Consider the following 23,314-nt stretch of genomic DNA (forward strand, 5'->3'; position numbering starts at 1 on the left):
CATTACTTTTGTCATTGTAGTCGAATAAGTGTACATGAAAGAATCTATTCAAAACTTCCCGGATGGCACAATCTTATATTTTCTACGAAAGATTTCATTGTAGTACGTGTCCCCCGCGAGGTCAAGGAGCGGATGAAGTCGTTCAATGTAAACTGGAACGAGGAGATTAGGAAGTTTATACTGGAGAGGATTAGGAGCCTGGAGTTGCTGCAGGCCCTCGATAGAATCGAGAGGAACGCCGAGAAGAGGAGGACTCGGGTAGACTCTGCCAGGCTTATTAGGGAGGATCGTGACCGCAGATGATCCTAGTTGACGCCTCCTTCCTGGTGAAAGTCCTCTTGGAGGAAGAGGGGTCGGATAGGGCTAGAGAAGTTCTGCGTAAGGCGCTGGAAGCCGGGGAGAGAATCCTTACAGTAGACACCGCTCTGCCAGAAGCCCTGAATGCTCTTTGGAAGCACAGAGTCCTGCTGAAAGACCTGGACGAGGGTGAGTGCAGGAGTGCGGTAGGCGAGCTAACCGAGTTGTGGTCGAGGCTAGATGTTATCCCGTCATCAGATGTTGCACGTGATGCGTTCGAAATCGCCGTGCGGGACGGGATCACCGTTTACGGTGCGCTCTACCTAGCCGCATCCATCCTGAGAAACTCGAGTCTAGCCACTTTCGACGAGGTGCTCCGCGAAAAAGCATTAGAACATGGGGTTCACGTCCTGCCCTGAACTCTCCAGGAGTTGCTCCCGCGTCGGCTCGAGCCTCTAGCCTCTCTTCAGGTATTCGCCGATCTTTGCCGCTGCGAGCCTCCCGCTCCTCATGGCTAAGCCTATGTTTGAGGGCCCGTGCGCGACGTCGCCTGCCGCGAACAGCTTCGGTATGTTCGTCGAGAAGTCCTCCTTAACCTTTACCGTGCCGTCCCTGTTGAGCTCGACGCCGAGGCTCTTAACGCTCTCGGGGGGCGTTGCCTTGAGCCCCACGGCTACGACTAGGGCGTCGAACTCTATCTCGAACTCGCTGCCCGGGATGATCTCGGTGGGGGCCTTCCTGTCGGTGGTGGGCTTGACCCTTGCCAGCTTCACCCTCTCGGCCCTCCACTCGCCCTGTATCTCCAGGGGTACGACGTTCTCCACGAACTCTACCCCGAGGTTCTCCAGTAGTTTGAGCATGTGCTTAGCCGGGGCGACGCTCATGGGCCTCCTGTAAAGCATGACGACGCTCGCCCCGTACTCCTTGACTGCTAGCTCTGCCACGTCTACTGCCGTTAAGCCCGCCCCCACGACTGCGACCCTCCCGGTTAGGGGTGGGGGCTCGACGCCCTGGTAGCCGACCTTGACCCTCATGAACTGGGTGATCCAGTCTAGGGCGTTGTAGACCCCCTGCTTGTCCTCGCCCGGGATCTCGAGCTTCCTGCCCTCCCAGGTTCCAGTCGCCAGTAGTACGGCGTCGAAGTCTTCGAGGAGCTCTCCGAGCTTGACGTCGCGCCCGACTTCAGTGTTCGTGTGGAAGCCTACCCCTAGGCCCGCGAGCTCGCGCACGCTCTCCCTGATGCCTGCTTTGGGTATCCTGAACTCAGGGATGGCGAATACTAGCATGCCGCCCGGCTCGGGGAGCCTGTCGAACACGTCGACGCGGAAGCCCTGGCAGCACAGAGTCCCGGCTGCAGCTAGGCCCGCTGGACCTGCACCCACGATTGCTACTCTCTTGCCCGTACTCGGCCCTGCGGACTTGCAAGGTGCAAATTTTATGGACATCGTGTAAAGTTTATATTCATGAAAATTAATTCTTTACGCTGTTATGACTGGCTTTATGCAAGGTAAATCCTAAAGAACGTTTAAGAAAGTTCTGGAAGCCTAGAAAAGTACATCACGCGCCTACTGAACAACGGTAATCCCCCCTTTGAATATCGTCGTCTCTCGCAGGGGGAGCCTGTCGAGCAGGCCTCTCTCCACGAGGAGGTCGTACTCCTCTGTCACGAGGGGCCTGAAGACAAGGCCGTGCCGCCTCGCAACCCACTCTACAGTTAGAGTCACGTCTGCTCTGCCCGCAGCCACAGCGCTGGCGGCCTCGTCGTGGGTAGTGTACTCGGTGTCGTAGCCCTTTAGCCTGCGCTTTAGCGTTGAAAGGGGGACACCTCTTTCTTTGGCAGTTCTCTCTAGCAGGTATTCCAGGAGTATCCTCGTCCCGCTACCCTTAACCCTGTTTGCAACCGTGAGCCCCCTCTCGACGACTCCGGCCAGGCTTCCCGGCGGGTCGGGTATCCTCGGGTTAAATGCTAGGCCCTGAACCCTCTTCCACCCCTTCACCAGCACGACTCTCCCCCTCAGCTCGGGGTCGGATAGCAGGTGCTCGTTGTACTTCCCGGTCTTAGGGTCGAGGATGTGGACACCTGCCACCTGGCACAGGCCCTTCTTCAGGGCCTCTACCCCCAGCGTCGAGCCGACCTTTAAGTAGAGGGCGTAGACCCCCTTCTCCGCGAGCTCTGTCACGAGCCTGTCCATGACTTCGCAGTCGCTCCCGGCTATGATTACATCAGGCCTCCCGACGTCTACCCCGCCTAGGAGTGAGGCTAGCCTGGCCTGGACGAGCTTGGCTTTAGCCAGCAATGCCTCCCCGAATAGGGTTAAGTGCGCCCCTCCGCCGCCAGCGCCCCCAGCCTCTCTCCCGACGAGCCTCAGCCCCAGGGTCTTCTCGAGCGCGTCTATAGTGTTCCACACGGTTCGGTAGTCCACGCCCAGCAGCAGTGCAGCCCTCTTCAGCGAGCCGGCTTTAGAGACAGCGTCGAGGACGAGAATCTCGCGTAGAGTCACCGCGTGGCCATTTACGCGGAGCAGCGGCACTAACTCTACGGACACCTTGCCAAGCAGGTCGAATACACTAGCAATATCGTGGCTTGACACAGAGAGTATAGCGCCAGCCCCTCTAATATTGGTTCTATCGCCCGAGAAATTCGGCTATGCTCCTACTCCTCTCGGCGGCTGGGAAGGCAGGAGCGCAGGTAACCCCCGTCTCCCTGCACAGCTTCTCCACTGTCGCCCGAACCCTCTCCCTCCACCCCGGGCTCGCGCTGAGCGCCTGGGGGTACCGGCCGAGCAGGCGGCCCATGCTCGCCTCGAGTTCAGGCCTGTGGTGGTAGTAGTCGTAGTACAGCTTCGAGCCGGTCTCGAAAGCCACCTCCACGACCCTCGCGATAGAGTCCTTGGAGTCGTTCAAGCCCCTGATTATGGGGCCGAGGAAGACCCAAGTCTCGAGCCCCGCTGAGGCCAGCTTCCGGAGTGCCTCTACCCGCGCGTTGGGCGGCGGCGCGCTCGGCTCTATTAGCCTCGCAACCGAGTAGTCTAGGGTGGTGATCGTGAGGCCTACGTCAACCAGCGGCCTGTGCGAGGCGAGCAGGTCTATGTCCCTCGTAACCAGGGGCGACTTGGTCTGCACGCTCACTCTGAAGCCGTTCTCGAGCAGGACTTCCAAGCCCCTACGCGTTAGCTCTTCTTTAACCTCAACAGGCTGGTAGGGATCTGTTATTGTCGACACGCCCACGACGCCCCTCCTAACCCTCTTAACCTCCTGCTCGAGCACTTCGACTACGTTCTCCTTTATGAAGACGACTCTACCCCAGTTCTCCGCGACTCCAGGGTACCTGGTGAAGGCTCTGGCATAGCAATAGATGCACCCGTGGCTACACCCGGCATACGGGTTGAAAGCGTAGTCCAGGTCGGGGAGGCCAGACTTAGAGAGAGCGTGGCTCACCCTAACCCTCTCGTACCTCACTTCCAAGAGCTCCCACCTCTAACCTCAACTGCCTTGTGAGATCCTTCAGGATCCTGGATTTCGATAGCCAGACAGACAGGGGTAGCCTTGTCGCGCCGCCCAGCCTCTCAAGGACTTCCTTCAAGTCGTCGTACTTCTCGGGCCTCGAGGCGAAGAGAGCTCTGACGTTCTCCCTCACGAACCAGACCCCTATCGGCAGGAAGAAGCCCTCGTAGATCTCCCGTATCAGGAGCACTGTAGCCTGCCTCCGGATCCTCCTGAGGTACTCGGCCGCTGCCAGCCTCGACGCGTAGTAGCACCCACCTAGGCTCGCGTACTCAGCCCTCCCCTTGAAGCCCTCCCAGTCGCCCTCTACTTCGACGCTTGCCCCGGGGTTCCAGGTCGTGTGGGGGAACCACGCCTCGATCCACTCGAAGCTCCAGGCCTGGGGCGCGAGTACTGCTACGAAATTGTTGTCGGAGTACCTGCGCTGAAAGAAGAGGTAGCTGTCCACCACGGGGTACCGCTTGACCTCGCCCAGAATCCTCCTCGACAAGATGTCGTCTACAGCCGTTATAGACCACCTCGTCGGCACGAGCCTCCTCCCCGCGTCCCTCCCGAGGAGCCCCGTCGAGAACACTCTCTGGATCATTGAGACGGGTAGCCCGTTCTCGTAGAGTAGCCACACGGCCTCCTCCGCTCTAACCCTATCCCCGCTGATCATCCGCTCTACGGGCCTCGGGAGGCTGGGGTTGTCAATAACCCTAACCCTCTCAGCGGCGCCCACGGGCCCGAAGGGGGGCGTGTAGGGGTCTAGCTTGAACCCTCTAGGGGGCTTTGAGAAGCGCAGCTCTACGTCTACAGGCCTGCTAGAGGCGGAGAGTAGGGCAACCTCCTCGAGGGCCTTGGGCTTCCTTACGTCTACCCTCAGGCCGCCCATTACCAGGCCCAGCCTAAACTTCAGGACGTCCTCGACGCTGTAGGACAGCCACTTCTCGGGGAGGTCGTATATGGAGACGTCCCCCTCGGCCATAACCACTGCAGGGGCCACGCGTACGCTGGGGTAGCCGACTCTCCCCACGAATACTGAGGGCGGCGAGGGGGCCTGTAGCTCGGCGGAGCTCGGGTGTTTTACCTCGCCTAGAGTAGACCACACTGAGAGGAAGGGGCACCTGGGTAGACCGCAGAGTAGTTTCGCTCCGCGGCACTTGAGGCACAGCCCTGCAACGCGGCTAGACATCCCTGATTCATCTCGTGGAGCCGTAGATATAATAGTTCCGGGGTGTACGGCGAAAGTAGCCGGAAGCATTTTTGAGCCTAGACGCATTAACACTCCGGGGGCTGAGTGGGCACGTGTCGCGTCTGTGGGAAGACGTCCCCGCTAGTTTCAAACTCTGTAGGAGTGTGCCTCGAGTGCCTCAGGGAGAGACCTGAAGAGTCTCTCAGGGTAGCGTACGAAGGCCACTTGAGAGCGCGCAGGGCGCTGGGGCTGCCGCCGCCCCCAGAGGGAGGGGGGCTGGAGTGCGGCATGTGTGGCAGGAGGTGCCGTATAGGGGAGGGCGGGGCTGGGTTCTGCGGGCTTGTCAGGAATGTGGACGGGAGGCTCGTGCGCCCGGGCGTGCTCGAGCCGCCGGGCTTCGCCTACCTAGACCCCCACCCCACGAACTGCGTGGCAGCGTGGTTCTGCCCGGGGGCTACTGGTTCGGGGTACCCGAGGTTTTCAGTGTCCCAGGGGGGCCCTGAGAGGGGCTACTACAACCTGGCTGTCGTCTACGGCGCCTGTAACCTAGACTGCCTCTTCTGCCAGAACTGGGACTGCAGGCGGGCTGACATAGGCTTAAAACTCCCCCTGAAGAGGCTGCTAGACCGCGCTAGAGACCCGAGCGTGACATGCGTGTGCTTTTTCGGCGGAGACCCCGGCCCTCTAGCCTACCACGCCTTGAGGGCCTCGGAGCTGGCGCTAGAGTCTAGGAGGGGTACAGTGTTCAGGGTCTGCTGGGAGACTAACGGCATGTGGAACAGGGGGCTCCTCCTGAGGGCAGCAGAGCTGTCGTACGAGAGCGGCGGTATCCTCAAGTTCGACTTGAAAGCGTGGACACCCGCCGTATACAGGGCCCTGACTCTTGGAGACCCAAGAGTAGTGTTCGAGAACTTCGCGGAAGTAGCCTCGAGGTTCGACTTGAGGCGCGAGCCACCATTCCTCTGCGCGAGCACGCTCCTCGTCCCAGGCTACGTAGACTCCTACGAGGTCGAGATGATAGCGGGCTTTCTGGCATCGATAGACAGGGACATACCCTACGCGCTCCTCGCCTTCCACCCAGACTTCATGATGTCTGACCTGCCCACGACTAGCAGGAGGCAGGCACAAGAAGCAATCGAGGCTGCGAGGAGGGCAGGGCTCAGGAGGATATGGCTCGGCAACCCGTGGCTGCTGCGGGACTAGCGCTGCACAGCCCTCGGCCTCAGCGTGATAGGAGGAATATGAGCACCGAGGAGAGCAGCAGTGTGAGTGCGAGTGCGAGCAGGGGCTTAAGCCTTGAAGACTCTACCCGGGCCACGTGGTAAACCGTAACTGGGGCTCTCTGGGCTGTCCTAGGGGTAAGCTCCTCCCGCAGAATGTTGGCAACAGAGGGTCTCTCTGTCTGCTGCACGTTGGGGTATACCTTGAATATGACGTCGAGGACGTCGCTCCTAGTGCCGTGGAGCTCGCCTCTCGTGACACGCCTGGGGTCGACTCCTAGCTCCACCAGCTTGTCCCTAAGAAGGGAAGCAACGTAGTCCTTCAGCTCGCCCTGCCTGTCGGGGAACAGCTTGTAGCCCTCGTCCAGCATCACCCTCGCGAGCCAGGCCGTCCTCACCACGAGTTTCGACTCCTCGTACGCGAGTATGTGCTCGCCATACCTCCTGAACCACTCCTCGAAGTCCCTGAGCTCTCCCTGAACCCTGGGCGCCTCCAGTAGCTTCTCGAAAACCGCAGACACTCTTAAACAGGGTTTCATGGCTCAAAAAGTTTCCGCCCAGCCCGACAATTTTTAAAGCAGTGAAAGCTCTTTTACACGTGTCCGGGAGGCCTGACCTGGAGAAGCTCCTCGCCGAGAACCTGAGGCACGCTGTGTGGGAGGCTGAGAGGGTTCTAGAGCTGGGCGAGAAGTGGTTCGAGATGCGGGACGAGTGGTCCCGTAGGGGCTGGGAGGCTACGTGGTGTTTCCTCGAGGAGAACCCCACGGTTAGGGACGCTCTACTAAAGGAGCTGAGAGACAAGCCTTAGCTTGTCCTCTACTCCAAGGCGGCGTGAGAGGCTCAGGAGCTCGCTCTCGTTTACTATAGGCCTTAGAATCCTGTAGATGAAGGCAGAGTCCTCTAGATCCTTCCTGCTACCTAGGTACAGCTTGTAGGCTATAGCCATCTCGGGGGGCGAGACTCTAATAGTTCGCCCGGCCAGCTCTACCCTCATCGAGCGGGAGAGTGTGTACTCGTCGTAGAAGTCGCTGCTCAGCTTTACCTCTACATTGGGGATGATAGCTCCCTTGTAAAACCTCACTCTTAAACCTCTGGCCAGGTAGTCCCTATAGAGTACCTCCACTCCATCGGGTATGCTGCCTTGTATAGCGCGGTACCCGTAGGTTGCGAGCACGTGCACCAGGTTCCTGAAAGCCTCGGCGTCCGCCCTGATTACCACGTCTACGTCTTCTGTTCTCCTCGCCCTCCCCAGCAGGATCGCTATATACCCCCCGACTAAAACATATTCTACCGGAGCGTCCTCGCATATCCTCGAGAAATCTATTGCAAGCTCGTCTTCGGGCGTGAGCGTCCTTTTAGCTATCTTGAGAACTCCTTTCTCGTACTCGATGTTCTCTGCTAGCTTCATCAGGCACTACTCTGCCCAGTGACTTAAATACATAAAACTTGTCCCTCTAGAGCCTCACAGCTCCTGGGAGAACAGCCCGAACCACTTAAGGTGCTCGGGGGCACTATAGGGCAGAGTCCAGGAATAGCATCAAGTAGAAGCCCACGAGGAAGCCGAGCGTTATCTTGAGCGGGGGCTCGTCCTCCCTGTACACCTCTGGCACGGCCTCCTTGAGCGTGACGTACAGCATCGCCCCGCCTGAGAAGCTCATCCCCAGCGGCAGTAGCCAGTGGGCGGCTGTGAAGAGCAGGGCGCCTGCAACCGCTAGCAGTGTCTCGCTGAGCCCGCTCAGTACACCCACCAGGAAGCCCTGCCTCCTGCCCTTGATCGCCGACACTGGCAGGGCTACTGCCAGGCCCTCCGGGATGTCCTGCAGGCCTATCGCGATTGCTGTCGCCAGCCCCACCGGGATTGAGTACGCTATTGAAGTCCCGACTGCTAGGCCCTCGGGGAGGTTGTGTATTATTACGGCGAGTGCTATGAGCCAGGCCTTCTTGAGAAGCCTCCTGGCCGAGGGCGGGCCCTCGTAGCCCCTGAGCAGGTGCTCGTGCGGGACGAGCCTGTCGGCCAGGTGTATGGCTACTACGCCGAGGGCTATCCCCACGGCTACGACGGCGAACCCTGCTAGCTGTATCGCGGGGAGTATGAGGCTCGTGAAGCTCGCCACCAGCATGACCCCAGAGGCGAAGGCCAGGGCTAGCGTGAGGTCTACGTCGCCCTCACGGTAGAGGTATACTGCCAGGGAGCCGAGGCTCGTAGTGCCTGCTACGAGTAGACCGGCGTAGAGGCTTGCGAGGAAGACACTCCCCCCTGTTAGGCTCTCGAAGAGCGAGACGAGCCACTCGGTCACACTGCTTCAACAGGCCATAGAAGAAAAACTTTTAGTTGGTCTCTTGAGGAACGAGTCCCAGAAAAATTGATATCTGAGAATACAATAATTATCAGAGAACGGGCATGTCTGAGATTAAGGTACGGGTGTCGAAAAAGTTCACTCTATACATTCCGAGGGCAGTAGCAGAGGCCGCCGGCGTGAGGGAAGGGGATGTGCTGAGAGTTAGAGTCGAAGGCTCTAGGATTATCCTGGAGCCGGCGCTGGATCCCTTTGACATCGCTCTCAGGGGCCCGAAGTTCGCTAGAGTGACCTTCGAGGAGTTTGAGAGGGAGTCCGAGGAGATGCAGAGTGAGCTCTTCGGCTAGGCTTAGGATACTCCTGGACTCTACATACATCCTCCCTATACTCGGCGTGGGAGTCGAGGGAATAGAGGACGCCTTGAACACTCTGAGAGAGCTCAGAAGAGGGAGAAAAGCCACCTTTTACTACACAGCGTTCAACATCCTGGAGGCGCTGGGAAAAGTTGCCAGGCTAGGGTACAACCTGGAAACCGTATCCACGGGGCTGTCCCTCATAGAGGAGGAATTTGAGCAGGCTAGCCCCAGCACCCCCGGTTACCTGAAGGCCCTCGAGCTGAGGAGGAGGGGCTTTAGGGACTTAATAGACTTATTACTCTACGCTACGGCGGCTACGCAGAACCTCTTGTTCCTCACGAGAGACCGGGACTTGATCAGCTTCCTGGAGAAGAACGGGGAAGACACGGGAGTTATCCTGTACGAGGAGGACTTCTTGAGAGCGTTCCGCTGAGCTATAGGAGGCTTGGAGGATCCCGTTTTGCCTCAGGGTTAAGCATTTATCTGGACTAGTGTTGATTCGGTTGTGGCTGTCCTTGCAGTATTAAGAGTGTCGGGCATTGGCTGCGCGAGTTGCGTGGCGCCGGCTAAGGAGCACTTCCTCAGAGCCCCTGGCGTCAGGGCCGTACATGTCCTGGGCAGCAGAGTTTACCTGGTTCTGGAGGACGGCTTGAGCCTCGAGAAGCTACTAGCGCAAAGCAGAGTAGAGGACTTCTACAATGTTAGGGTTGAGTCCGCCGAGGCTGTGGCAAGCGTGGAGGAAGCCCTGGAAAGGATTAAGAGAGCCGACAGGTTAAAGCTTGTAGTCTAGGCCAGAGCCCTGCTTCAGCCACACCCTTTTACTCGGTGCTTTTGGAAACACTAGTGTCTACCTCCCGGAGGAATTCCTCTAGGTGCTTTGCCGGCACTCTAGCGCCTGCAGCCTTGCGGTGCCCTCCCCCGTGGCCGCCGTACTTAGGCGCTACGCGCCTTAGCAGGGAGTTCAGGTCAACGCCTTCATCCCTCGCGCGTAGGCTCATTACTGCCAGGTCTCTTCTCAGCTCCACTGCGACGCCGACCCTCCTGCCAGAGACCACGCTGGCGTAGAGCGCCATCGTGCCGAGGGGTGCCCCGGGATCCACGACGTAGGCTATGTTACTCAGCGAGACTACTTTCTCCGGGAGTCTGCGCCTAGCCTCCTCGATCCTCCTAGCTTCCTGCCTAGCAGAGGCCACGAGATACTCCATGCTCGAGGGCAGGCTGTTCTTCGCCAGCTCTGCTACGACCTCCCTCTTCCTCTCGTGCTCGCGTCTCAGGGCCTCGAGCCCCAGCGTGAGTAGGCCGGCCTCTAGATAGAGCGACCTAATATCCCATCTGCCTAGTGCCTCCCTGAACCAATCCGTGTCGATTGCATAGTCGCCTATCGCCCCGTAGAGGGCCACCCTTTCCATGTCCGGTGCGGGCTTGAAGTAGCGGAAGGCTAGCTCTGCCGTGGACGGGCCCTCCTCGTGAACCACCCTCACACCGAGCCTCTCCAAGCTCTCTAGCGCGCCGCTGGGCAGAGGGTGGTGGTCGACGTATACTGCTTCGCTATACCCCTTCAACTTCTCGGCTACCTGCACCCACGTCCTCTCATCCAGGGAGATGTCCAGGACTACTACTCTCCCAGCCCCCCGGCCGAACTCTTCCAGGTCTCCCAGCAACCCCACTGGGTGCGAGAAAACGACCCGACCCCCGTACACAGAATATGCTATCGCGGCCGAAGCTACACCATCGCAGTCCCCGTGGGCGAATATTACGGTCTCCATCTCCATCGGGTTCTAAGCGGGCCTCACGAAGCCCCACTTCTCCAGGGCTCTCGCAAGCTCCCTGTGCGTCTTGGCGTACTCCCCTAGGTCTACCCCGCTGAGAGTCGCCTCTATGGCCTGGCGTACGGCTGACGCGCCGGCGCGCGGGCCGTCAGGGTGCCCGACAACGCCTCCCCCGACCTGGATGACCAAGTCTATGCCCATCCGCCTTATAACTTCCGGTAGGGTTCCCGGGTGTAGCCCCCCGCTCGCCACCGGGAAAGCCGGCTTCATCCCGTTGAATGGTTGCCGCATGTGGAAGGTGTCTTCGGCGTCTGGGACGTAGGGGTCTTCCCTGAGCACGCGGGCATTGCGGACGACGTCTACGGCTTTAGCTTCTAGTTTGCCCACCTCGGGTGTGCCTACGTGTAACTGGTCTATGCCTATGACCCTGTAGAGCTTCGCCAGCGTGAACATCGAGATGCCGTGGTAGGGGTTCCTCGTGAAGGCGGCGTGCATCGCGCGGTGGCCGTGTATGGCTAGCCCGTGTTCTTCAGCGAGATCCCTGATGTAGTTGAGTACAGACCACCCTGTTATTACGACGTCTACCATGACGTAGGGGTTGCCGTAATCCGCTACGAGCTTGAGGCGGCGCTCCATCTCCCTCACGTCTGCAGTTATGTTGGCGAACCAGGCTTTCCTCTCGCCGGTCTCCCTCTCGGCCCTGTCTATAGCCCTCATTATGGCTCTAGCCCTCTCCTCGAACCTGCAGTAGCTGGGGCTTGCGAGGTTCTCGTCGTCTTTAACGTAGTCCATGCCGCCCACCAGGAGCTCGTAGGCCAGCCTCCCAACTTCCTCAGGCGAGTAGCCGACCTTGGGCTTAGGCACTGTCCCCACGATCGGCCTCCCACTTACCTTCAGCGTCTCACGTACGCCGGCTATACCCTTGGACGGGCCTTTGAAGTACTTTAGGAAGACAGGCGGCATGTATATGTCCTCCACTCTGAGCCCCTTAACCCTCTTCATCCCGAAGACGTTCCCTGCTACCGACGCTAGGAAGACTGGGAGGTTCCCCTCCTCGAAGAGCTCCACGGGGTACGCTACACGTACAATGTAGGAGCCGTCCCCCAAGCCGTGGAACTCGTAAGCCTTGCCCATTAACCTGTCTATGCGGTTCTGGTCGTACCACTGGTACAATATAGTCCAGGTTCCAACACTACTCTCGGCGGCGACCCCGCCGGCGGCGTCCTCGACCGTGAAGTCTTCGGCGGGCATAACCCTAAACGTCATGACAACCTCCGAGTCCAGGTCTGGAGTATAACCCTTCTTAATGAAAGCCGGATACGGCTCAAAATCTTCGGGCATCTTCCCACGAGGTAGTATACGGGACGACTCAGTATAAAAACCTTTTACTTGCCCCCGGCTTCGCCGGGGAGAGCCGTGGGATACCATCTGTGGTTGTCTTCTCAGAGGCTTGTTCTCGCCGAGGCTACGCGCCTTGTAAGCGTAGACACGAGGTGCGTGACCAGCAGGGCTAACAGAACGGAGATTAACATTACCGCTACCGCCGGGAGAATACGGTCTAGCCCGAGCACTGACGAGAGCAGAATGTATACTGGTTGTACTAGGAGTAGTGCCACTACAGCCCTGACTAGCGACCTGCAGTAGGGGCAGCTCGGCACAAGTAGAACACCCAGCGGTCTTATATACATCTACCGGGACTAGACCCGGCAAGCTCCGAGCCGCTTCGGGGAAAAGGGAAACCCAGAGCCCACCACCAAGTGCAGGTAGGTGCCCTCTGTAGTAAAAGCCATGTTATAGGCATCTCTAATCTCGCATGCCTTCTGACTCCACTGAACCGCAGGCTAGGACTTCGTGTAGAGGGCACGCCCTCCTCTTTACACAGAAAGTTCGTCTTACCAGAAAAAGGTGCCACGAGTGATTTCACTCGCCTTAGCGAGGGAAAAGGCACTCTTTAGTCGTATTAGCGATGTCTAGAGCTTGCCGGCTCCGTACCTCATTGCCTCTCCGATGTACTTCTGCGTGAACACGTATACCGCTATTATGGGTATGGCGAACAGTATTGTCCTAGCGGCGAAGTCACTCCAAAAGATTGTCTGGCCTGTTGCTGTCTCGTAGACGTAGGCCGCGAGGGTTTCTATTCTGAGGAAGTTGGCTATGATGAACTCGCCCCACGCGCCCATGAAGGCGAAGAGCGCGATTACTACCATTGTAGGTTTTGAAGCCGGGAGGACGACGTCAAATATAACCTGCCTCCAGCTAGCCCCGTCTATGAAGGCAGACTCGTCTATCTCTCTCGGGAGGGCGTCCAAGTAGTTTTTAACCATCCATGTCTGGAAGGGGACTGCACCGGCAGTGTAGACGGCTGCCAGTACCACGGGGTTCCCGATTACGGGTACGCCGACCTGGTTTAACTTTATGAGCATGATGTATAGGGCTATCACTGCGGCGACTCCGAAGCCCCCGCCCACCTGGCTCAGCACGAGGTACGCTACTAGGACTAGATCCCTCCCCGGGAACTTGAAGCGCGAGAACGCGTATGCCGCTGGTGTGATGACAGAGAGGGCGAAGACTATGTTGATTATCGCGACCAGGAGGCTGAGAATAGCAGCGTTCACGAAGCGCGGGTCGCTTACGGCCTTTGAATAGTGCTCCAGAGATATCCCTGTAGCAAGTATCTGGGAGGGGTCTGTTATGATGATTTGCCCCCTCACGAGGCTCGTCAGGACTGCGTATAGAACCGGGTAGAGCATGATGAACACTATGAGTGCTGAGAGCGTTGTGAGGAGAATAGAGGCCACAAACCCGCCCCAGTACCTGGCCATTATGTACCACCCGGTGACGTTCTCTTGTATATGAGGTAGTACCACGCGAGTGCGTAGACTAGCAGTATGAGTACTACCACGAGGTACGCCGCAGCCGAGAGGCCGTACTGCTGGTCGAGGTAGGCTCTTTTATAGCCGAAGAGAACCATCATCTCGTTGACCGCGCCGGTCGTCCTCGAGAACCAGAGAAACTGGAGCTCTTTCGTCGGGCCACCGCCGTTTATGAGTAGGGGCACCATGAACGCCTGGAGCGAGGCGCCAGCTGTGAGTATGCTGGCGAAGAGTATCGGGCGTGAAGTTAGAGGCAACATTACGTCCTTGAAGCGCTGCCAGGCCGAGGCCCCGTCAACCATCGCCGACTCTATTAATTCTCTAGGTATAGACGATATAGCAGCCATAGTTACCGTCATTATGAAGGGATAGGCTAGCCACATCTCGACGATGTTGTACGCCAGGAAGGCATCCCACTCCCTAGTGTATATGCTAAAGTCTATACCCATGCTCGACAGGTAGCTCGCTATCGGCCCGATCCCCGGTGCCATCATCATCCTCCAAGTCGTTACCGAGAGTAGGATGGGGATGGCCCACGGGACTAGAAGTGCAGCGCGCATAACTCTCCTACCGTATATCATTGGGCTTGAGAGGAGGAACGCCAGGAGTACTCCTACAGTGACTTTCAGCGGGACACTCGTGAAGACAAATAATATAGTCTTGTAGATGGAGTACGGGAAGCGCGAGTCCGTGAAGAGGGTTTGGAAGTTCTTCAAGCCGATGAAGTGCATCGAGATCCTGTCTATCTCCTCGTCTAGGCCGGCGGTCGCCGAAGTCACGAAGAGGTTGTAGTCCCTCTCAATTTCCCTGAGTAGGGCCTGGCATTCTCGAAGCACGCTCAGAGCCTGGTCGATCTCCGGGACAACAGTTTCTCGTAGCTGTTTTATGTCGTTGTCCGAGACTACGAGTTTAAACCCCAGTATCCTGTCCAAGTCGCTCCAGACCCCTCCCTCTATTAGCGAGACAGCTCTGTATAGGGTGTTGCCGAGGTTCCGGTAGTAGTAGAGGAACGTTGTGTTGCTCCTAACAATCGACGACGCGTAGGTGAGGGCTTCGTCCACGCGTCTTCTCAGCGACGAAAGCCTGCCCAGGGAGAAGTTCTGGGGGTTGGACGTTAAAATAAGGTTTCTCATCTCTGTTAGGAGGGAGGTAGCGTCGCCGAGGTACCTGTCAGCCTGGTATACCTGCTTTAGTATAGTGTCCTTATTCGAGGTCAAGTAGCTTGTGAGTGCGGCTTTCTGGGCGAGTAACTCTCTTACCCTGGGCTCTGAGGCTATATTGATGTTGTTCGCGTCGGTGAAGGCAATGAATACTGAATACATTATTGGCCACAGGGAGAAGAAGAGGTAGAGAGCTAGGCTTAAGAAAATCAACATGAATGCGACTTGAGTCGGGTATAGGCTTGAATCCTTCTTCCTAGGCATTAGAAAAAACACCTCTTATTAAAAGGTTCAGCCCTTGATCTTAGCTAGAATCTTCGCTTGTGCTTCGTCGAGCAACTGCTTGATTATGCTGACTGCTGCCTGCTCCCCCTGTTCGTTGTACTTCGTGACGATAGCGTTGAGAGTATCGGCGACAGGGCCCCATACGTAGTTCATCTTCGCGGACTTAGGCATTGGTATGCTTTCAGGCACCTGCTGCGCGAACCCTAGTATTACCGGGTACTTGTCGGCGTTAGCCTGGAGGTACTGGATGACGGAGAGCTTGACTGGCACGTAGCCCACATCCGCAAGGAACTTGAGGGTATCGTCGTTTAGTGTAAACCACATTGTGAAGAGTATTGAGGCGTACAGCCTGTTCTTGTCGCCTTCGATGACCTTGGTTACCCACATCTGCTTGAAGCCGGAGAAGGGTTTAGGTGCATTACCGTTGATCGGCGGTATCGGGTAGACTACTACATTCTTTATGTTCTGCTTTATCGTCGGGATGTTCCAGGGCCCCGTGACCATGCAGGGCGTCCTGCCCTCGAGGAGTATCTTGAGCTGGGTCTCCATCCCGACGTCTGCAGTGTACATGTACTTCATCACGTGCGTCACGTAGAATGTTATCCCGTTAATCGTCCCCTGGCTGTTGACGCCAACAGCGTCCTTGTCCTCATCGTAGTAGAACCCTCCGAAGGCTGTCACGAACGGGTACACGTGGTAGGGGTCGATCTGGTATGCAATGCCGTACGTGTTCTTTGATGGGTTGTACCACTGCTGCATTACCTTCTCGAACTCGCTCCAAGTCTTAGGGGCGCTTGGGATAAGGTCTCTATTGCACACGAGGGCTATTGCCTCCGCCGCCCACGGGAGCCCGTACAAGTGTAGTTTGTAGACCCCGCTCGTGTACGCTGAGGCTACGTATTGGGCTTTCAGGTCTGTGAGTGTTTCTGGGGGTAGGTACTGGTCAAACGCGACTATAGCGCCGCTATCTGCGAAGTCTCCCGTCCAGTCGTGGGCCCATGTAAACACGTGGGCAGTGTTCTCAACGTCGCCTGTCAGCACGCCGGCTTTAACTTGCTCCTTCAAGTTCTGGACGTTCGTGTACTTCACCGTTATGCCCGGGTACTCTTGCTGGAACTTCTCGACCACCTTCTTCATAGCTTCCACTTCCCACGGGCTCATCCCTGTCCAGAAGTTTATCGTGACCTTGACTTGTCCGGTCTTAGCCTTCTGGACGAAGTCGTAGAAGTCATTGGGAACTCTTATCTTACTAGTGCCTATTGTCATTGTCTGGAGCGTAACTGGCGGGGGCTGTGTAGGCGGGGTAACGTTTGTCGGGGGTTTCTGGGATGGCGGCTGTTGCTGCTGGGGTGGCTGGGTGGGCTGTATCGGCTGGGCTGGCTGTTTAGCCGTGGACTGGTAGTAGAAGAATACTATTCCCAGGGCGACTGCAACCAGCACTATCGCGAGGACTACATTCCGGCTCGCGACTTTACTCAATAACGCTCACCCTTCACTCTCTATACTTCCTCTTTATATTGATAAGCTTTTCTCTGTAACTTTTTTTATAGCATATAGTTTAGCGCAGGTATCTACAGCCCTGAATTAATAAACCCTTTTTATGCGGAGCCGCAGGAAGTCAGGGGGACAGGCTTGTACAGGGTAATCGGCAGGGAGAAGATTTCTGGAAGCCGGTTTGGGAGGTACCTTGTCGAGTTCTCAGTGAAGTGGCCTCCGGGGGCTGACTACCTCTACCTGGTTGCACCCTTCACCTCTTTTTTCCCGGGAAGGTTCGAATTAGCCAGGGAGGGTGAGAGGGGGAGGGTTTTTGTACCCCTCTGGGAGGGCTTCTACCCCTACCGCTACGCCGCTACTTGTGGAGTCTCCTTGTTGGACGACGAGAACCCCTCTAGGGTTAAGCTCAGGTTGTGGCCCGAGAGTAGTAGCGAGGAGGAGTTCTCCCTGGCGGAGGTGGGTGTTGGGGAGCATCTTCGGTCGGTTCGGGAGAGGAGGCTAGAGCCAGAGCTCGTAGTCCACGACGAGAGAGACCCTGTTTTTATCAGCAAGTACTTGGGGTATACCGTGCTCAGGCTTAAGGCTCCAGCCGGGGTTCTGAGCAGGGTTTACGCTGAACCTGCGCCTGGAAGGATTGTCGAGATGGAGAAGTACCTGGGTACAGAACTTGTCGATTACTTTCAGGGAATCTTAGACGGAGACGTCAGAGAATACAGGTTTATACTCGAAGTAGGCGGCGAGAAAGTGTACTACGGAGAGGAGGGGCTTGGCGACGAGAAGCCTATTAGACCCGCGAAGCTCTGTGGCGTTGACGAAGCTTCATGGTACATAGGCTGTACCTACTACCTTGTCTTCCCGGACAGTTTTACTCGTAGGGGAGTTTCTGTGGCCGGCAGCAGGCCCCGCGCGCGCCTGGGAGGCACTCTCCGCGACATAGCCGAAAGCCTCGACTACATCGCCTCGCTCGGGGTAGACGCGATATACCTCACACCTATCTACAAGTCCGTCAGCTACCACGGCTACGACGTCATAGACCACAAAGAAGTCGATGAGAGCCTCGGAGGGTGGGGTGACTGGGACAGGCTTGTCAGCGAGGCGAGTAAGAGGGGCTTGAAGATTGTAGTAGATATTGTCGCCCACCACGTCTCCCCGTGTAGCTACGAGTTCAGGAGAGCCGTGCTCGACGACTGCCCCGAGTACAGGGATTGGTTCAGGTTCTATAACGGGCAAGGGGGTGCCGAGGTTGAGCTGCTGAAGAAGTTCGTCTCCGGGGGCTGTAGGGAGTTCCCGGGCGAGCTACGGGGGAGGAGGCCTTTCTACGAGACTTTTCTCTGCAACTGGGGCATGCCGAAGCTGAACTACGGTAACAAGCGCGTAGTCGAGAGGCTAGTAGACGTCGCGTCTTTCTGGCTTGAGAGGGGGGCTTCCGGGCTCCGAATAGACGTGGGCCACGCCATACCGGACGACGCCTTGAGACAGCTCTACGCCAGGGTTAAAGAGCTGAAGAGAGACGCTCCGGTCATACTCGAAGTCAGCAAAGGCGTAGCCTTCTACCCTTATGGGATCACGTCTGACTCTGCGATGAACTATGACCTGCGGGAGCTCCTGCTGGCCTTCGTAGTCTCCAGGAGCATGGATGCCGAGTCGTTTGTCAGGAGGTTGAAGGAACTTTACGTAAGCGTGCCCGTGTTCGCGGCGAACTCGATGTACAACCTCCTGGGTAGCCACGATACCCCGCGCATAGCCACTCTAGCCGATAAGTGTGGACACGAGTGCCTAGAGCTACTCTACGTAATCCTCTTCTCGCTACCCGGGTCGCCATCCATATACTACGGGGACGAAGTCGGGACGCGAGGAGGGCACGATCCGGACAACAGGCTCCTCATGGTCTGGGAGGAGGAGAAGTGGGACAGGAGCCTATTCTGCCTCGTAAGGCGGCTGGCCATGCTCAGGAAGACGCTTGCACCTCTCAGGCTCGGGTTCTTCGACACCAGCCCGCTAGGCCCTAGCTCCATCAGCGTGTTCAGGGAGTGGAGGGGGGAGGAGGTAAGAGTTGTTGTTAGCGTTGACGACTCCCAAGCAATCCAGCTGGGAGACAAGTACTTCGATGTCCTTGGGAACAAGCCGGTCGAGTCTGTAGAGCTACAGCCTTACTCCTGGAGGATACTATACAGGAGAAAAAAACACCTAGATTTTCTACTACTTTCTCCTCAGGAGTAGTGCAACGGCTACTCCGAGGAGTACGCCTGCAACTAGGCCTACAGCCAGAGCCCTGTTGAGCTCCTCGGGGCTTACGCCTGCCTGTACGGGTGGAGGACACTCCGGGCACTGCGGGCACTGTTGCTGTTGCGGCGGTGGACACACGCACTGCTGCGGCGGTGGCTGTGCTGCTGTTGCCTTGGAGACTCCGTGGATCTTTGCGAGAGTGCCATTCTTCTCGGCGACGTACGTTGTGAGCTGCGAGTACTGATCCTGGGCTGTAGGCGCTAGCAGATCCATTATGCGTGGCACCACGTTGAACAGGACAGCTTTAGCGTGCTTCGCTCCTACGCCTACAACCCATATGTCGGGGTCAACGCCGAAGGGCCTTATCCTCATGGGGCCGTAGCCGTCGTAGCTAGTAAGAGCAACAGTGTATACCCACTTGTCAGCGTTATCCGTATCTGGTAGGAGGTCTTTAGATACCTCGGCTATAATAGCGTTTCTCGCCGGGTCGGCGTACACCTTAAACTTCTCGTCTTGGACTACGACAGAGCCGTCCGCGAAGTAGATTGCAGCTTTCTCTCCGCTAGGTACGGGATCCGAGCCCCACCCTGGGGCTAGGAGTAGTGCTATGTGCCAGGCTGAGTCGTCTGTTAGGTTAACGTTTAGCCCGAACGCATCAGTCCTCCCAGGCACCTTAAGTGTCGTCCTTATGTAGATTTGCACGTACTGCAGGCAGAAGCTGTTAGGGCCGCCCCACGGGTTGCCTCCGAGGTTTTTAACGTAGGTTTCGAAGACCATAGTATTCCCAGAGTCTATGACACGGAACTTTGTCAGGTCAAACACTTCTGGAACAAACACGTCGGCCCTCGGGTACTTGTAGCCTCCAGCCCCGTCGTCGTCGCCCTCCGGGTCGTTCATCTCGAACACTACTTTACCGGCAGCCGCGGCTACAGCTCTCGGCACGATCATCTGGTAGACTGATCCTACGCGTGTGGCGGTCTCGACGATGGAAGAGCCTGAGTACGATACTGCTGTAAGGTAGAACAGATCACCCTGGCTTAGACCGAGGTAATTCCACGGCACGAAGGCCTCCACAGCGCTACCAACAGCTGCGTTCAGGTAGAATAGCTGGATCCAGCCGCCGCGCCCGTCAGCTGCACTTACGACAACGCTGGAGTTAGAGGGGTACACCAGCACCTCGTAGAACAGCCCCATACCCAGGTCTACTTTGGAGTACCTGGGGAACGCGTTAAAGCCTGGGTGGTATGGGCTCACGCTCCTGACAGTAGACGTCGCGTACACGGCAACGGCTACCCGCTTGTCGGTCAGCGCGTCTCTGGAGGCAGGGATGAGAGCTATGTACATGCCTTGGCCTGTCGGCGAGACGAGCACGCTCTTGAACAGTTTGTCGCCTAGAGACATGTTTAGAGCCCCTGCCCACTCGTCGGCCCTGGCTACGCCGTCTAGTTTAGGCTCAACGCTCGGTGGCTTCGGGTAGTCTCTGTTCAAGACGCCGACTGGAGTGGCATCAGGGTTGAACAGCACGAGCAGGTAGTCTGGCGGCTTCAGGCCTGCATCCTCGTATGCTCTCCTCAAGTAGCCTTTATACATCGGGTTAGCTGGGAACCCGCCGCCCATGTCACCCCCATACCAGAATGTCCAGTCGCTCGCTTCAGCCCTGAGGATGTCTTCCGCTGCCTTCCTGTTCACTGCTAGTGCTTCCCGCAGGCTGTTAACCCCTAGAGCTTTTAGGACGTCCTGGCGTGTCTTTATGAGGAGCATCCACGCTATGTTCTCCTGCCTCTGGCCGATCCAGACCGCGAGCTCGCCCCCAGCCCACGACCCCTCGGGTATTTGTGCCGCAACGTCACGCCTGGGTAGCTTGGTGTAAGCGTCCTCTGTGAGGCTCAGGGGTATGTCGGAGATGTCCCGGCCGGCCAGGTCGAGGTACTTGTAGTTCTTAGCCGGGAGCTCCCGTGCAGTGCCGCCGAATTTCGCCAGGTACTCTCGCGGGGTTATAGTCACCAGGACGCCCTTGGACTGGTACTCGCTAAGGAGGGAGTAAAGGGACTCCAGGAATACGTCCCCGAACTCTGGGTAGTGCTCCCACGGGTTCTCGCCGTCAAGGGCTATTACAACCACACTAGACCCGTCGCTTTTACCCGCGAGGGCGAGTAGGCGGTTTACGAGATCCTGCGCTGCTTGCTTGGAGTCCCACCTGCTGTACTGGAACCCTATGAGGTTGCTCAGCTCGCTGTTCCTGAAGAAAACATATATCTTAGAGCTGTTGAAAGTGGCGTACCAGGCTCTCATGCCGACTGACGGGTCAGACGGGTTAAGGCCAGCCTTCACGAGGAGCGTGTCGTCTGTAACCGTCCACATGTAGCCCTCGCTAGTGAATGCCGACACGACATAGCTGTTTACGGCCTGCTCAGCTGGCCAGATGCCTACGGGCTTGTACTTGAACACGTCCTGGAAGATCTGCGTGCTGAGGGATACGTGGAGCCTAACGTCGTCGAGTAGCCCGAAGTCTACGAGTATCGGTGCCAGCGGGTGGCTGTAGGGGACGGGTATGAGCTCGACCTGGCCCTTCTGCGCTAGAGACGAGTAGATGCTTAGGACTTTCCCCAATAGGTCTCTGTGGGCGTTCAGCACAGCCTGTAGCTGTTGCCTGGTGAATCCCTTTGCTCCGTTAAGTGCTTGGAGCCTCAGCTGGTAGAGGTCTGGGTACTGCTCGCGGAGCACGAGGGGGTCTATCCAGAACAAGTTAAAGAGCACGGCTAGATCGAGGTAGTCCTGCTCCGAGAACTCGCCCGTGACCTTCTCCTTGTACTCTCTCTCCGGGAGCGCAATGTACTTGCTCAGAGCAGCCTGCGCCCTGTCTCTGAGCTCCCTGTACCTCGGAACTACGTTTACCACTCTGCCCCAGTTCACGTCAAAGAATCCTCCGGGCATGGAGAGCATTGAGAACTTCTCCTCGGTGGTGAGGGGTTGCCCGCCTGCTATTTTCTCGGAGAGGATTAACCTGTAGTCCTTGACGCCGGCATTGTAGTCGAGTATCTGTTGGACTAGCGAGCCGGAGAACGTGAATGTCGCCTTCACGTCGGGGTGCTTGGACAGGATGTAAGCCATCTTGTAGTAGTTGCCAACAGTATGCATCCTAGTCCAGGGCAGGATGAAAGCCGTCCCGTTCACGTCGTAGTACCACGGCTGGTGGTAGTGCCAGATGAACACGACGTATAGCGGTTTGGCCTGCTGGGCCACTAGGGCAGGTGCTAGCAACTGAAGTGCTACCGTGAGGGCTACTACAAGGGATAAGACCCGGGGCTTTCTCAAGCTACTCACCCTAAAAGAAAAAAATAATTTTAAGAAGTTTTTGTCTCGGCTTTAGGCTTTTTTGCCTCGGCCTTAGGCTTCCTGCTTCCCAGGAAGTAGCCCGCAGCAAGGCCCACTATGAGGAGCACGACAGCAATGGCTACGGCTACTCCAGTGTTTACCGTTGAGGCCTTCAGGGACTCTAGCTCTTCAGAGAGCTTCGCGTTCTGGTCCTGGAGCGACTTGACCTGCGACTGGAGGCTACTGACCTGGTTTTGGAGGCTGGTCACCTGGCCCTGTAGGCTTGCGACCTGTGACTTGAGGTTGTCGCGCTCCTGAGTAACCGAGGCTAGCTGGGACTTTAACTGAGCCACGAGTTGGGTTGTGAGAGGTGGGATCGTGGCTGGTAGCCTGGCATCTAGGTCTATGCCGCTGAGCCACGTGTACTGCTGGTCTGCCGTGATTCCGTTGGGGTACTCTGGCGCGTAGACAGCTATGTCTAGCACTCTGGGCTCTATGCCGAACTTTATGGCATTAGCTATGAGGACTTTCTGGGCGTCTGTAGCAGTGGCAGTGCCCCAAATGTTCCACTCTCCCTTACTAAGCCCCACGCCCCTGACTTTCAGGGGGCCGAAGCCGTCGTGGCTTGCAACTGCAACCGCAATCCTCCAGTTCTTGATATTGCCTACGTCCCCGTACTCGAATAAGCCCCGGTCTACAGTGGCTACAATCGCGTTGCCCTCGACGCTGATCTTAATCCTATCGTCCTGCACGACCTCGTCGAATGGCCTGTAGAGGACTGCACATTGCCCAGTTGGTAGCGGTTGCGGCGGGGTCTCCCAGCAGGGCCCTATTAAGAGCGCGTAGTGCCAGGCCCAAGTCGGGTCGAAGTTCAGGTTGAGGGCTATCGCGCTGGCGCGTGCCAGCACGTTCGCCGGGGCGTCAGTGTGCATGTAGATGTGTACCTGCTGCAGGCAGAAGCCGTTCTTCCCGCCCCAGGGGTTCCCGCCTAAATCCTTGAAGTAGACCTTGAACGTGACTGTCTTCTCAGCTGTGTAGACCTCGAACTTCACGATGTCGAATACGCCTGGCTTGAAGACGTCTGCTGTCGGATACCCGTAGAAGCCCGGGCCCTTGTCGTCGCCTGTCGGGTCGGTCACCTGGATCACGGGGCCCTGTGCCCGTGCTAGCGGAGCCAGGGCTAGGGAGAGTACTATTACAGCCAGGAGAACGATCGCCACTACGGCGTACTTCCTATTCATCTTATTCCCCTAGGCAATATTTTCTACCCCGATGCATCTTATAAGCTTATCTATTTTCGTTTAAATAACACCGAATAAGTTAATAAAAAACTCCACGGCCTAT

The 23,314-nt window shown here is 57.3% G+C and carries 23 protein-coding genes; 8 read left to right on the forward strand and 15 right to left on the reverse strand.

Annotated features, from left to right (window positions below; all coding sequences use genetic code 11):
• The first annotated feature begins 96 nt into the window (after positions 1-96).
• Both vapB and IG193_RS01170 read left to right on the forward strand, forming a co-directional pair.
• Positions 97-303 carry a type II toxin-antitoxin system VapB family antitoxin gene (gene vapB, locus IG193_RS01165; protein WP_449768873.1) on the forward strand — a complete coding sequence of 69 codons (207 nt, stop codon included), beginning with the start codon at positions 97-99 and terminating at the stop codon, positions 301-303.
• A complete protein-coding gene (locus IG193_RS01170; RefSeq protein WP_192819079.1) occupies positions 300-716 on the forward strand; it encodes a type II toxin-antitoxin system VapC family toxin in 417 nt (138 codons plus the stop codon). The genes vapB and IG193_RS01170 overlap by 4 nt, the downstream gene beginning before the upstream one ends.
• Positions 717-752: 36 nt before the next feature.
• Here the strand turns inward: IG193_RS01170 and IG193_RS01175 are convergent, their stop codons facing one another.
• The 4 genes from IG193_RS01175 to IG193_RS01190 form a co-directional block, all read right to left on the reverse strand.
• Positions 753-1,742, reverse strand: coding sequence for an FAD-dependent oxidoreductase (locus IG193_RS01175; RefSeq protein ID WP_192819080.1), 990 nt, complete (start codon positions 1,740-1,742; stop codon positions 753-755).
• 120 nt (positions 1,743-1,862) lie between these two features.
• The gene (locus IG193_RS01180; RefSeq protein WP_192819081.1) at positions 1,863-2,888 is read right to left on the reverse strand and encodes a substrate-binding domain-containing protein; all 1,026 of its coding nucleotides are present in this window, start codon (positions 2,886-2,888) and stop codon (positions 1,863-1,865) included.
• 34 nt (positions 2,889-2,922) lie between these two features.
• Entirely contained in the window at positions 2,923-3,756 is an 834-nt protein-coding gene (locus tag IG193_RS01185; RefSeq protein ID WP_218042179.1) for an SPL family radical SAM protein, read from the reverse strand.
• Positions 3,737-4,975 carry an Nre family DNA repair protein gene (locus tag IG193_RS01190; RefSeq protein ID WP_192819083.1) on the reverse strand — a complete coding sequence of 413 codons (1,239 nt, stop codon included), beginning with the start codon at positions 4,973-4,975 and terminating at the stop codon, positions 3,737-3,739. The genes IG193_RS01185 and IG193_RS01190 overlap by 20 nt, the downstream gene beginning before the upstream one ends.
• Positions 4,976-5,080: 105 nt before the next feature.
• Here IG193_RS01190 and IG193_RS01195 point away from each other — a divergent pair, with 105 nt between their 5' ends.
• Entirely contained in the window at positions 5,081-6,178 is a 1,098-nt protein-coding gene (locus IG193_RS01195; RefSeq protein WP_192819084.1) for a radical SAM protein, read from the forward strand.
• Positions 6,179-6,197: 19 nt separating this feature from the next.
• On the opposite strand, the gene IG193_RS01200 is transcribed toward IG193_RS01195, so the two are convergent.
• A complete protein-coding gene (locus tag IG193_RS01200; RefSeq protein WP_192819085.1) occupies positions 6,198-6,734 on the reverse strand; it encodes a hypothetical protein in 537 nt (178 codons plus the stop codon).
• Positions 6,735-6,793: 59 nt separating this feature from the next.
• On the opposite strand from IG193_RS01200, the gene IG193_RS01205 reads away from it, so the two are divergent.
• Complete coding sequence (locus IG193_RS01205; RefSeq protein WP_192819086.1) at positions 6,794-7,003, forward strand: hypothetical protein; 210 nt, start codon at positions 6,794-6,796, stop codon at positions 7,001-7,003.
• On the opposite strand, the gene IG193_RS01210 is transcribed toward IG193_RS01205, so the two are convergent.
• Positions 6,977-7,603 carry a nucleotidyltransferase domain-containing protein gene (locus IG193_RS01210; protein WP_192819087.1) on the reverse strand — a complete coding sequence of 209 codons (627 nt, stop codon included), beginning with the start codon at positions 7,601-7,603 and terminating at the stop codon, positions 6,977-6,979. The two genes, IG193_RS01205 and IG193_RS01210, sit on opposite strands and share 27 nt — an antisense overlap.
• A gap of 103 nt (positions 7,604-7,706) precedes the next feature.
• Positions 7,707-8,492: a ZIP family metal transporter gene (locus tag IG193_RS01215; RefSeq protein ID WP_192819088.1), complete on the reverse strand. Its 786-nt coding sequence runs from the start codon at positions 8,490-8,492 to the stop codon at positions 7,707-7,709.
• 104 nt (positions 8,493-8,596) lie between these two features.
• Here IG193_RS01215 and IG193_RS01220 point away from each other — a divergent pair, with 104 nt between their 5' ends.
• The 3 genes from IG193_RS01220 to IG193_RS01230 all read left to right on the forward strand — a co-directional run bounded on the left by IG193_RS01220 (position 8,597) and on the right by IG193_RS01230 (position 9,638).
• Positions 8,597-8,839, forward strand: coding sequence for an AbrB/MazE/SpoVT family DNA-binding domain-containing protein (locus tag IG193_RS01220; protein ID WP_192819089.1), 243 nt, complete (start codon positions 8,597-8,599; stop codon positions 8,837-8,839).
• Complete coding sequence (locus IG193_RS01225; RefSeq protein ID WP_225876098.1) at positions 8,823-9,281, forward strand: PIN domain-containing protein; 459 nt, start codon at positions 8,823-8,825, stop codon at positions 9,279-9,281. Before IG193_RS01220 ends, IG193_RS01225 begins: the two co-directional genes overlap by 17 nt.
• Positions 9,282-9,404: 123 nt before the next feature.
• A complete protein-coding gene (locus IG193_RS01230; RefSeq protein ID WP_192819090.1) occupies positions 9,405-9,638 on the forward strand; it encodes a hypothetical protein in 234 nt (77 codons plus the stop codon).
• 28 nt (positions 9,639-9,666) lie between these two features.
• On the opposite strand, the gene IG193_RS01235 is transcribed toward IG193_RS01230, so the two are convergent.
• From IG193_RS01235 to IG193_RS01260, 6 genes are all read right to left on the reverse strand, one after another.
• Positions 9,667-10,620, reverse strand: a complete 954-nt coding sequence (locus IG193_RS01235; protein ID WP_192819091.1) for a DHHA1 domain-containing protein — start codon at positions 10,618-10,620, stop codon at positions 9,667-9,669.
• A 6-nt stretch (positions 10,621-10,626) separates the two neighbouring features.
• The gene (gene rbcL, locus IG193_RS01240; protein ID WP_192819092.1) at positions 10,627-11,958 is read right to left on the reverse strand and encodes a type III ribulose-bisphosphate carboxylase; all 1,332 of its coding nucleotides are present in this window, start codon (positions 11,956-11,958) and stop codon (positions 10,627-10,629) included.
• 101 nt (positions 11,959-12,059) lie between these two features.
• Positions 12,060-12,275, reverse strand: a complete 216-nt coding sequence (locus IG193_RS01245; protein ID WP_192819093.1) for a thioredoxin domain-containing protein — start codon at positions 12,273-12,275, stop codon at positions 12,060-12,062.
• Positions 12,276-12,587: 312 nt separating this feature from the next.
• Positions 12,588-13,439 carry an ABC transporter permease subunit gene (locus IG193_RS01250; protein ID WP_192819094.1) on the reverse strand — a complete coding sequence of 284 codons (852 nt, stop codon included), beginning with the start codon at positions 13,437-13,439 and terminating at the stop codon, positions 12,588-12,590.
• Positions 13,439-14,914: an ABC transporter permease subunit gene (locus IG193_RS01255; RefSeq protein WP_192819095.1), complete on the reverse strand. Its 1,476-nt coding sequence runs from the start codon at positions 14,912-14,914 to the stop codon at positions 13,439-13,441. Before IG193_RS01255 ends, IG193_RS01250 begins: the two co-directional genes overlap by 1 nt.
• Before the next feature lie 27 nt (positions 14,915-14,941).
• Complete coding sequence (locus IG193_RS01260; RefSeq protein WP_192819096.1) at positions 14,942-16,414, reverse strand: extracellular solute-binding protein; 1,473 nt, start codon at positions 16,412-16,414, stop codon at positions 14,942-14,944.
• Between the two features lie 153 nt (positions 16,415-16,567).
• Here IG193_RS01260 and IG193_RS01265 point away from each other — a divergent pair, with 153 nt between their 5' ends.
• Positions 16,568-18,649: an alpha-amylase family glycosyl hydrolase gene (locus tag IG193_RS01265; protein WP_192819097.1), complete on the forward strand. Its 2,082-nt coding sequence runs from the start codon at positions 16,568-16,570 to the stop codon at positions 18,647-18,649.
• On the opposite strand, the gene IG193_RS01270 is transcribed toward IG193_RS01265, so the two are convergent.
• Both IG193_RS01270 and IG193_RS01275 read right to left on the reverse strand, forming a co-directional pair.
• On the reverse strand, positions 18,629-21,979 hold the full coding sequence (locus IG193_RS01270; RefSeq protein ID WP_192819098.1) for a glucodextranase DOMON-like domain-containing protein: 3,351 nt from the start codon (positions 21,977-21,979) through the stop codon (positions 18,629-18,631). The genes IG193_RS01265 and IG193_RS01270 overlap by 21 nt on opposite strands.
• A 20-nt stretch (positions 21,980-21,999) precedes the next feature.
• Positions 22,000-23,211, reverse strand: coding sequence for a glucodextranase DOMON-like domain-containing protein (locus IG193_RS01275; protein WP_192819099.1), 1,212 nt, complete (start codon positions 23,209-23,211; stop codon positions 22,000-22,002).
• Positions 23,212-23,314: the final 103 nt, after the last annotated feature.

This window comes from Infirmifilum lucidum (assembly GCF_014876775.1).
Taxonomy (GTDB): Archaea; Thermoproteota; Thermoprotei; order Thermofilales; family Thermofilaceae; genus Thermofilum; species Thermofilum lucidum.

Bases quoted from the DNA above. Each gene is read 5' to 3' on its own strand.
- IG193_RS01275 (WP_192819099.1), bottom strand. From the start codon at position 23,211: ATGAATAGGAAGTACGCCGTAGTGGCGATCGTTCTCCTGGCTGTAATA.
- IG193_RS01255 (WP_192819095.1), bottom strand. From the start codon at position 14,914: ATGCCTAGGAAGAAGGATTCAAGCCTATACCCGACTCAAGTCGCATTC.
- IG193_RS01220 (WP_192819089.1), top strand. From the start codon at position 8,597: ATGTCTGAGATTAAGGTACGGGTGTCGAAAAAGTTCACTCTATACATT.
- IG193_RS01170 (WP_192819079.1), top strand. From the start codon at position 300: ATGATCCTAGTTGACGCCTCCTTCCTGGTGAAAGTCCTCTTGGAGGAA.
- IG193_RS01175 (WP_192819080.1), bottom strand. From the start codon at position 1,742: ATGTCCATAAAATTTGCACCTTGCAAGTCCGCAGGGCCGAGTACGGGC.
- rbcL (WP_192819092.1), bottom strand. From the start codon at position 11,958: ATGCCCGAAGATTTTGAGCCGTATCCGGCTTTCATTAAGAAGGGTTAT.
- IG193_RS01200 (WP_192819085.1), bottom strand. From the start codon at position 6,734: ATGAAACCCTGTTTAAGAGTGTCTGCGGTTTTCGAGAAGCTACTGGAG.
- IG193_RS01210 (WP_192819087.1), bottom strand. From the start codon at position 7,603: ATGAAGCTAGCAGAGAACATCGAGTACGAGAAAGGAGTTCTCAAGATA.
- IG193_RS01250 (WP_192819094.1), bottom strand. From the start codon at position 13,439: ATGGCCAGGTACTGGGGCGGGTTTGTGGCCTCTATTCTCCTCACAACG.
- IG193_RS01235 (WP_192819091.1), bottom strand. From the start codon at position 10,620: ATGGAGATGGAGACCGTAATATTCGCCCACGGGGACTGCGATGGTGTA.
- IG193_RS01190 (WP_192819083.1), bottom strand. From the start codon at position 4,975: ATGTCTAGCCGCGTTGCAGGGCTGTGCCTCAAGTGCCGCGGAGCGAAA.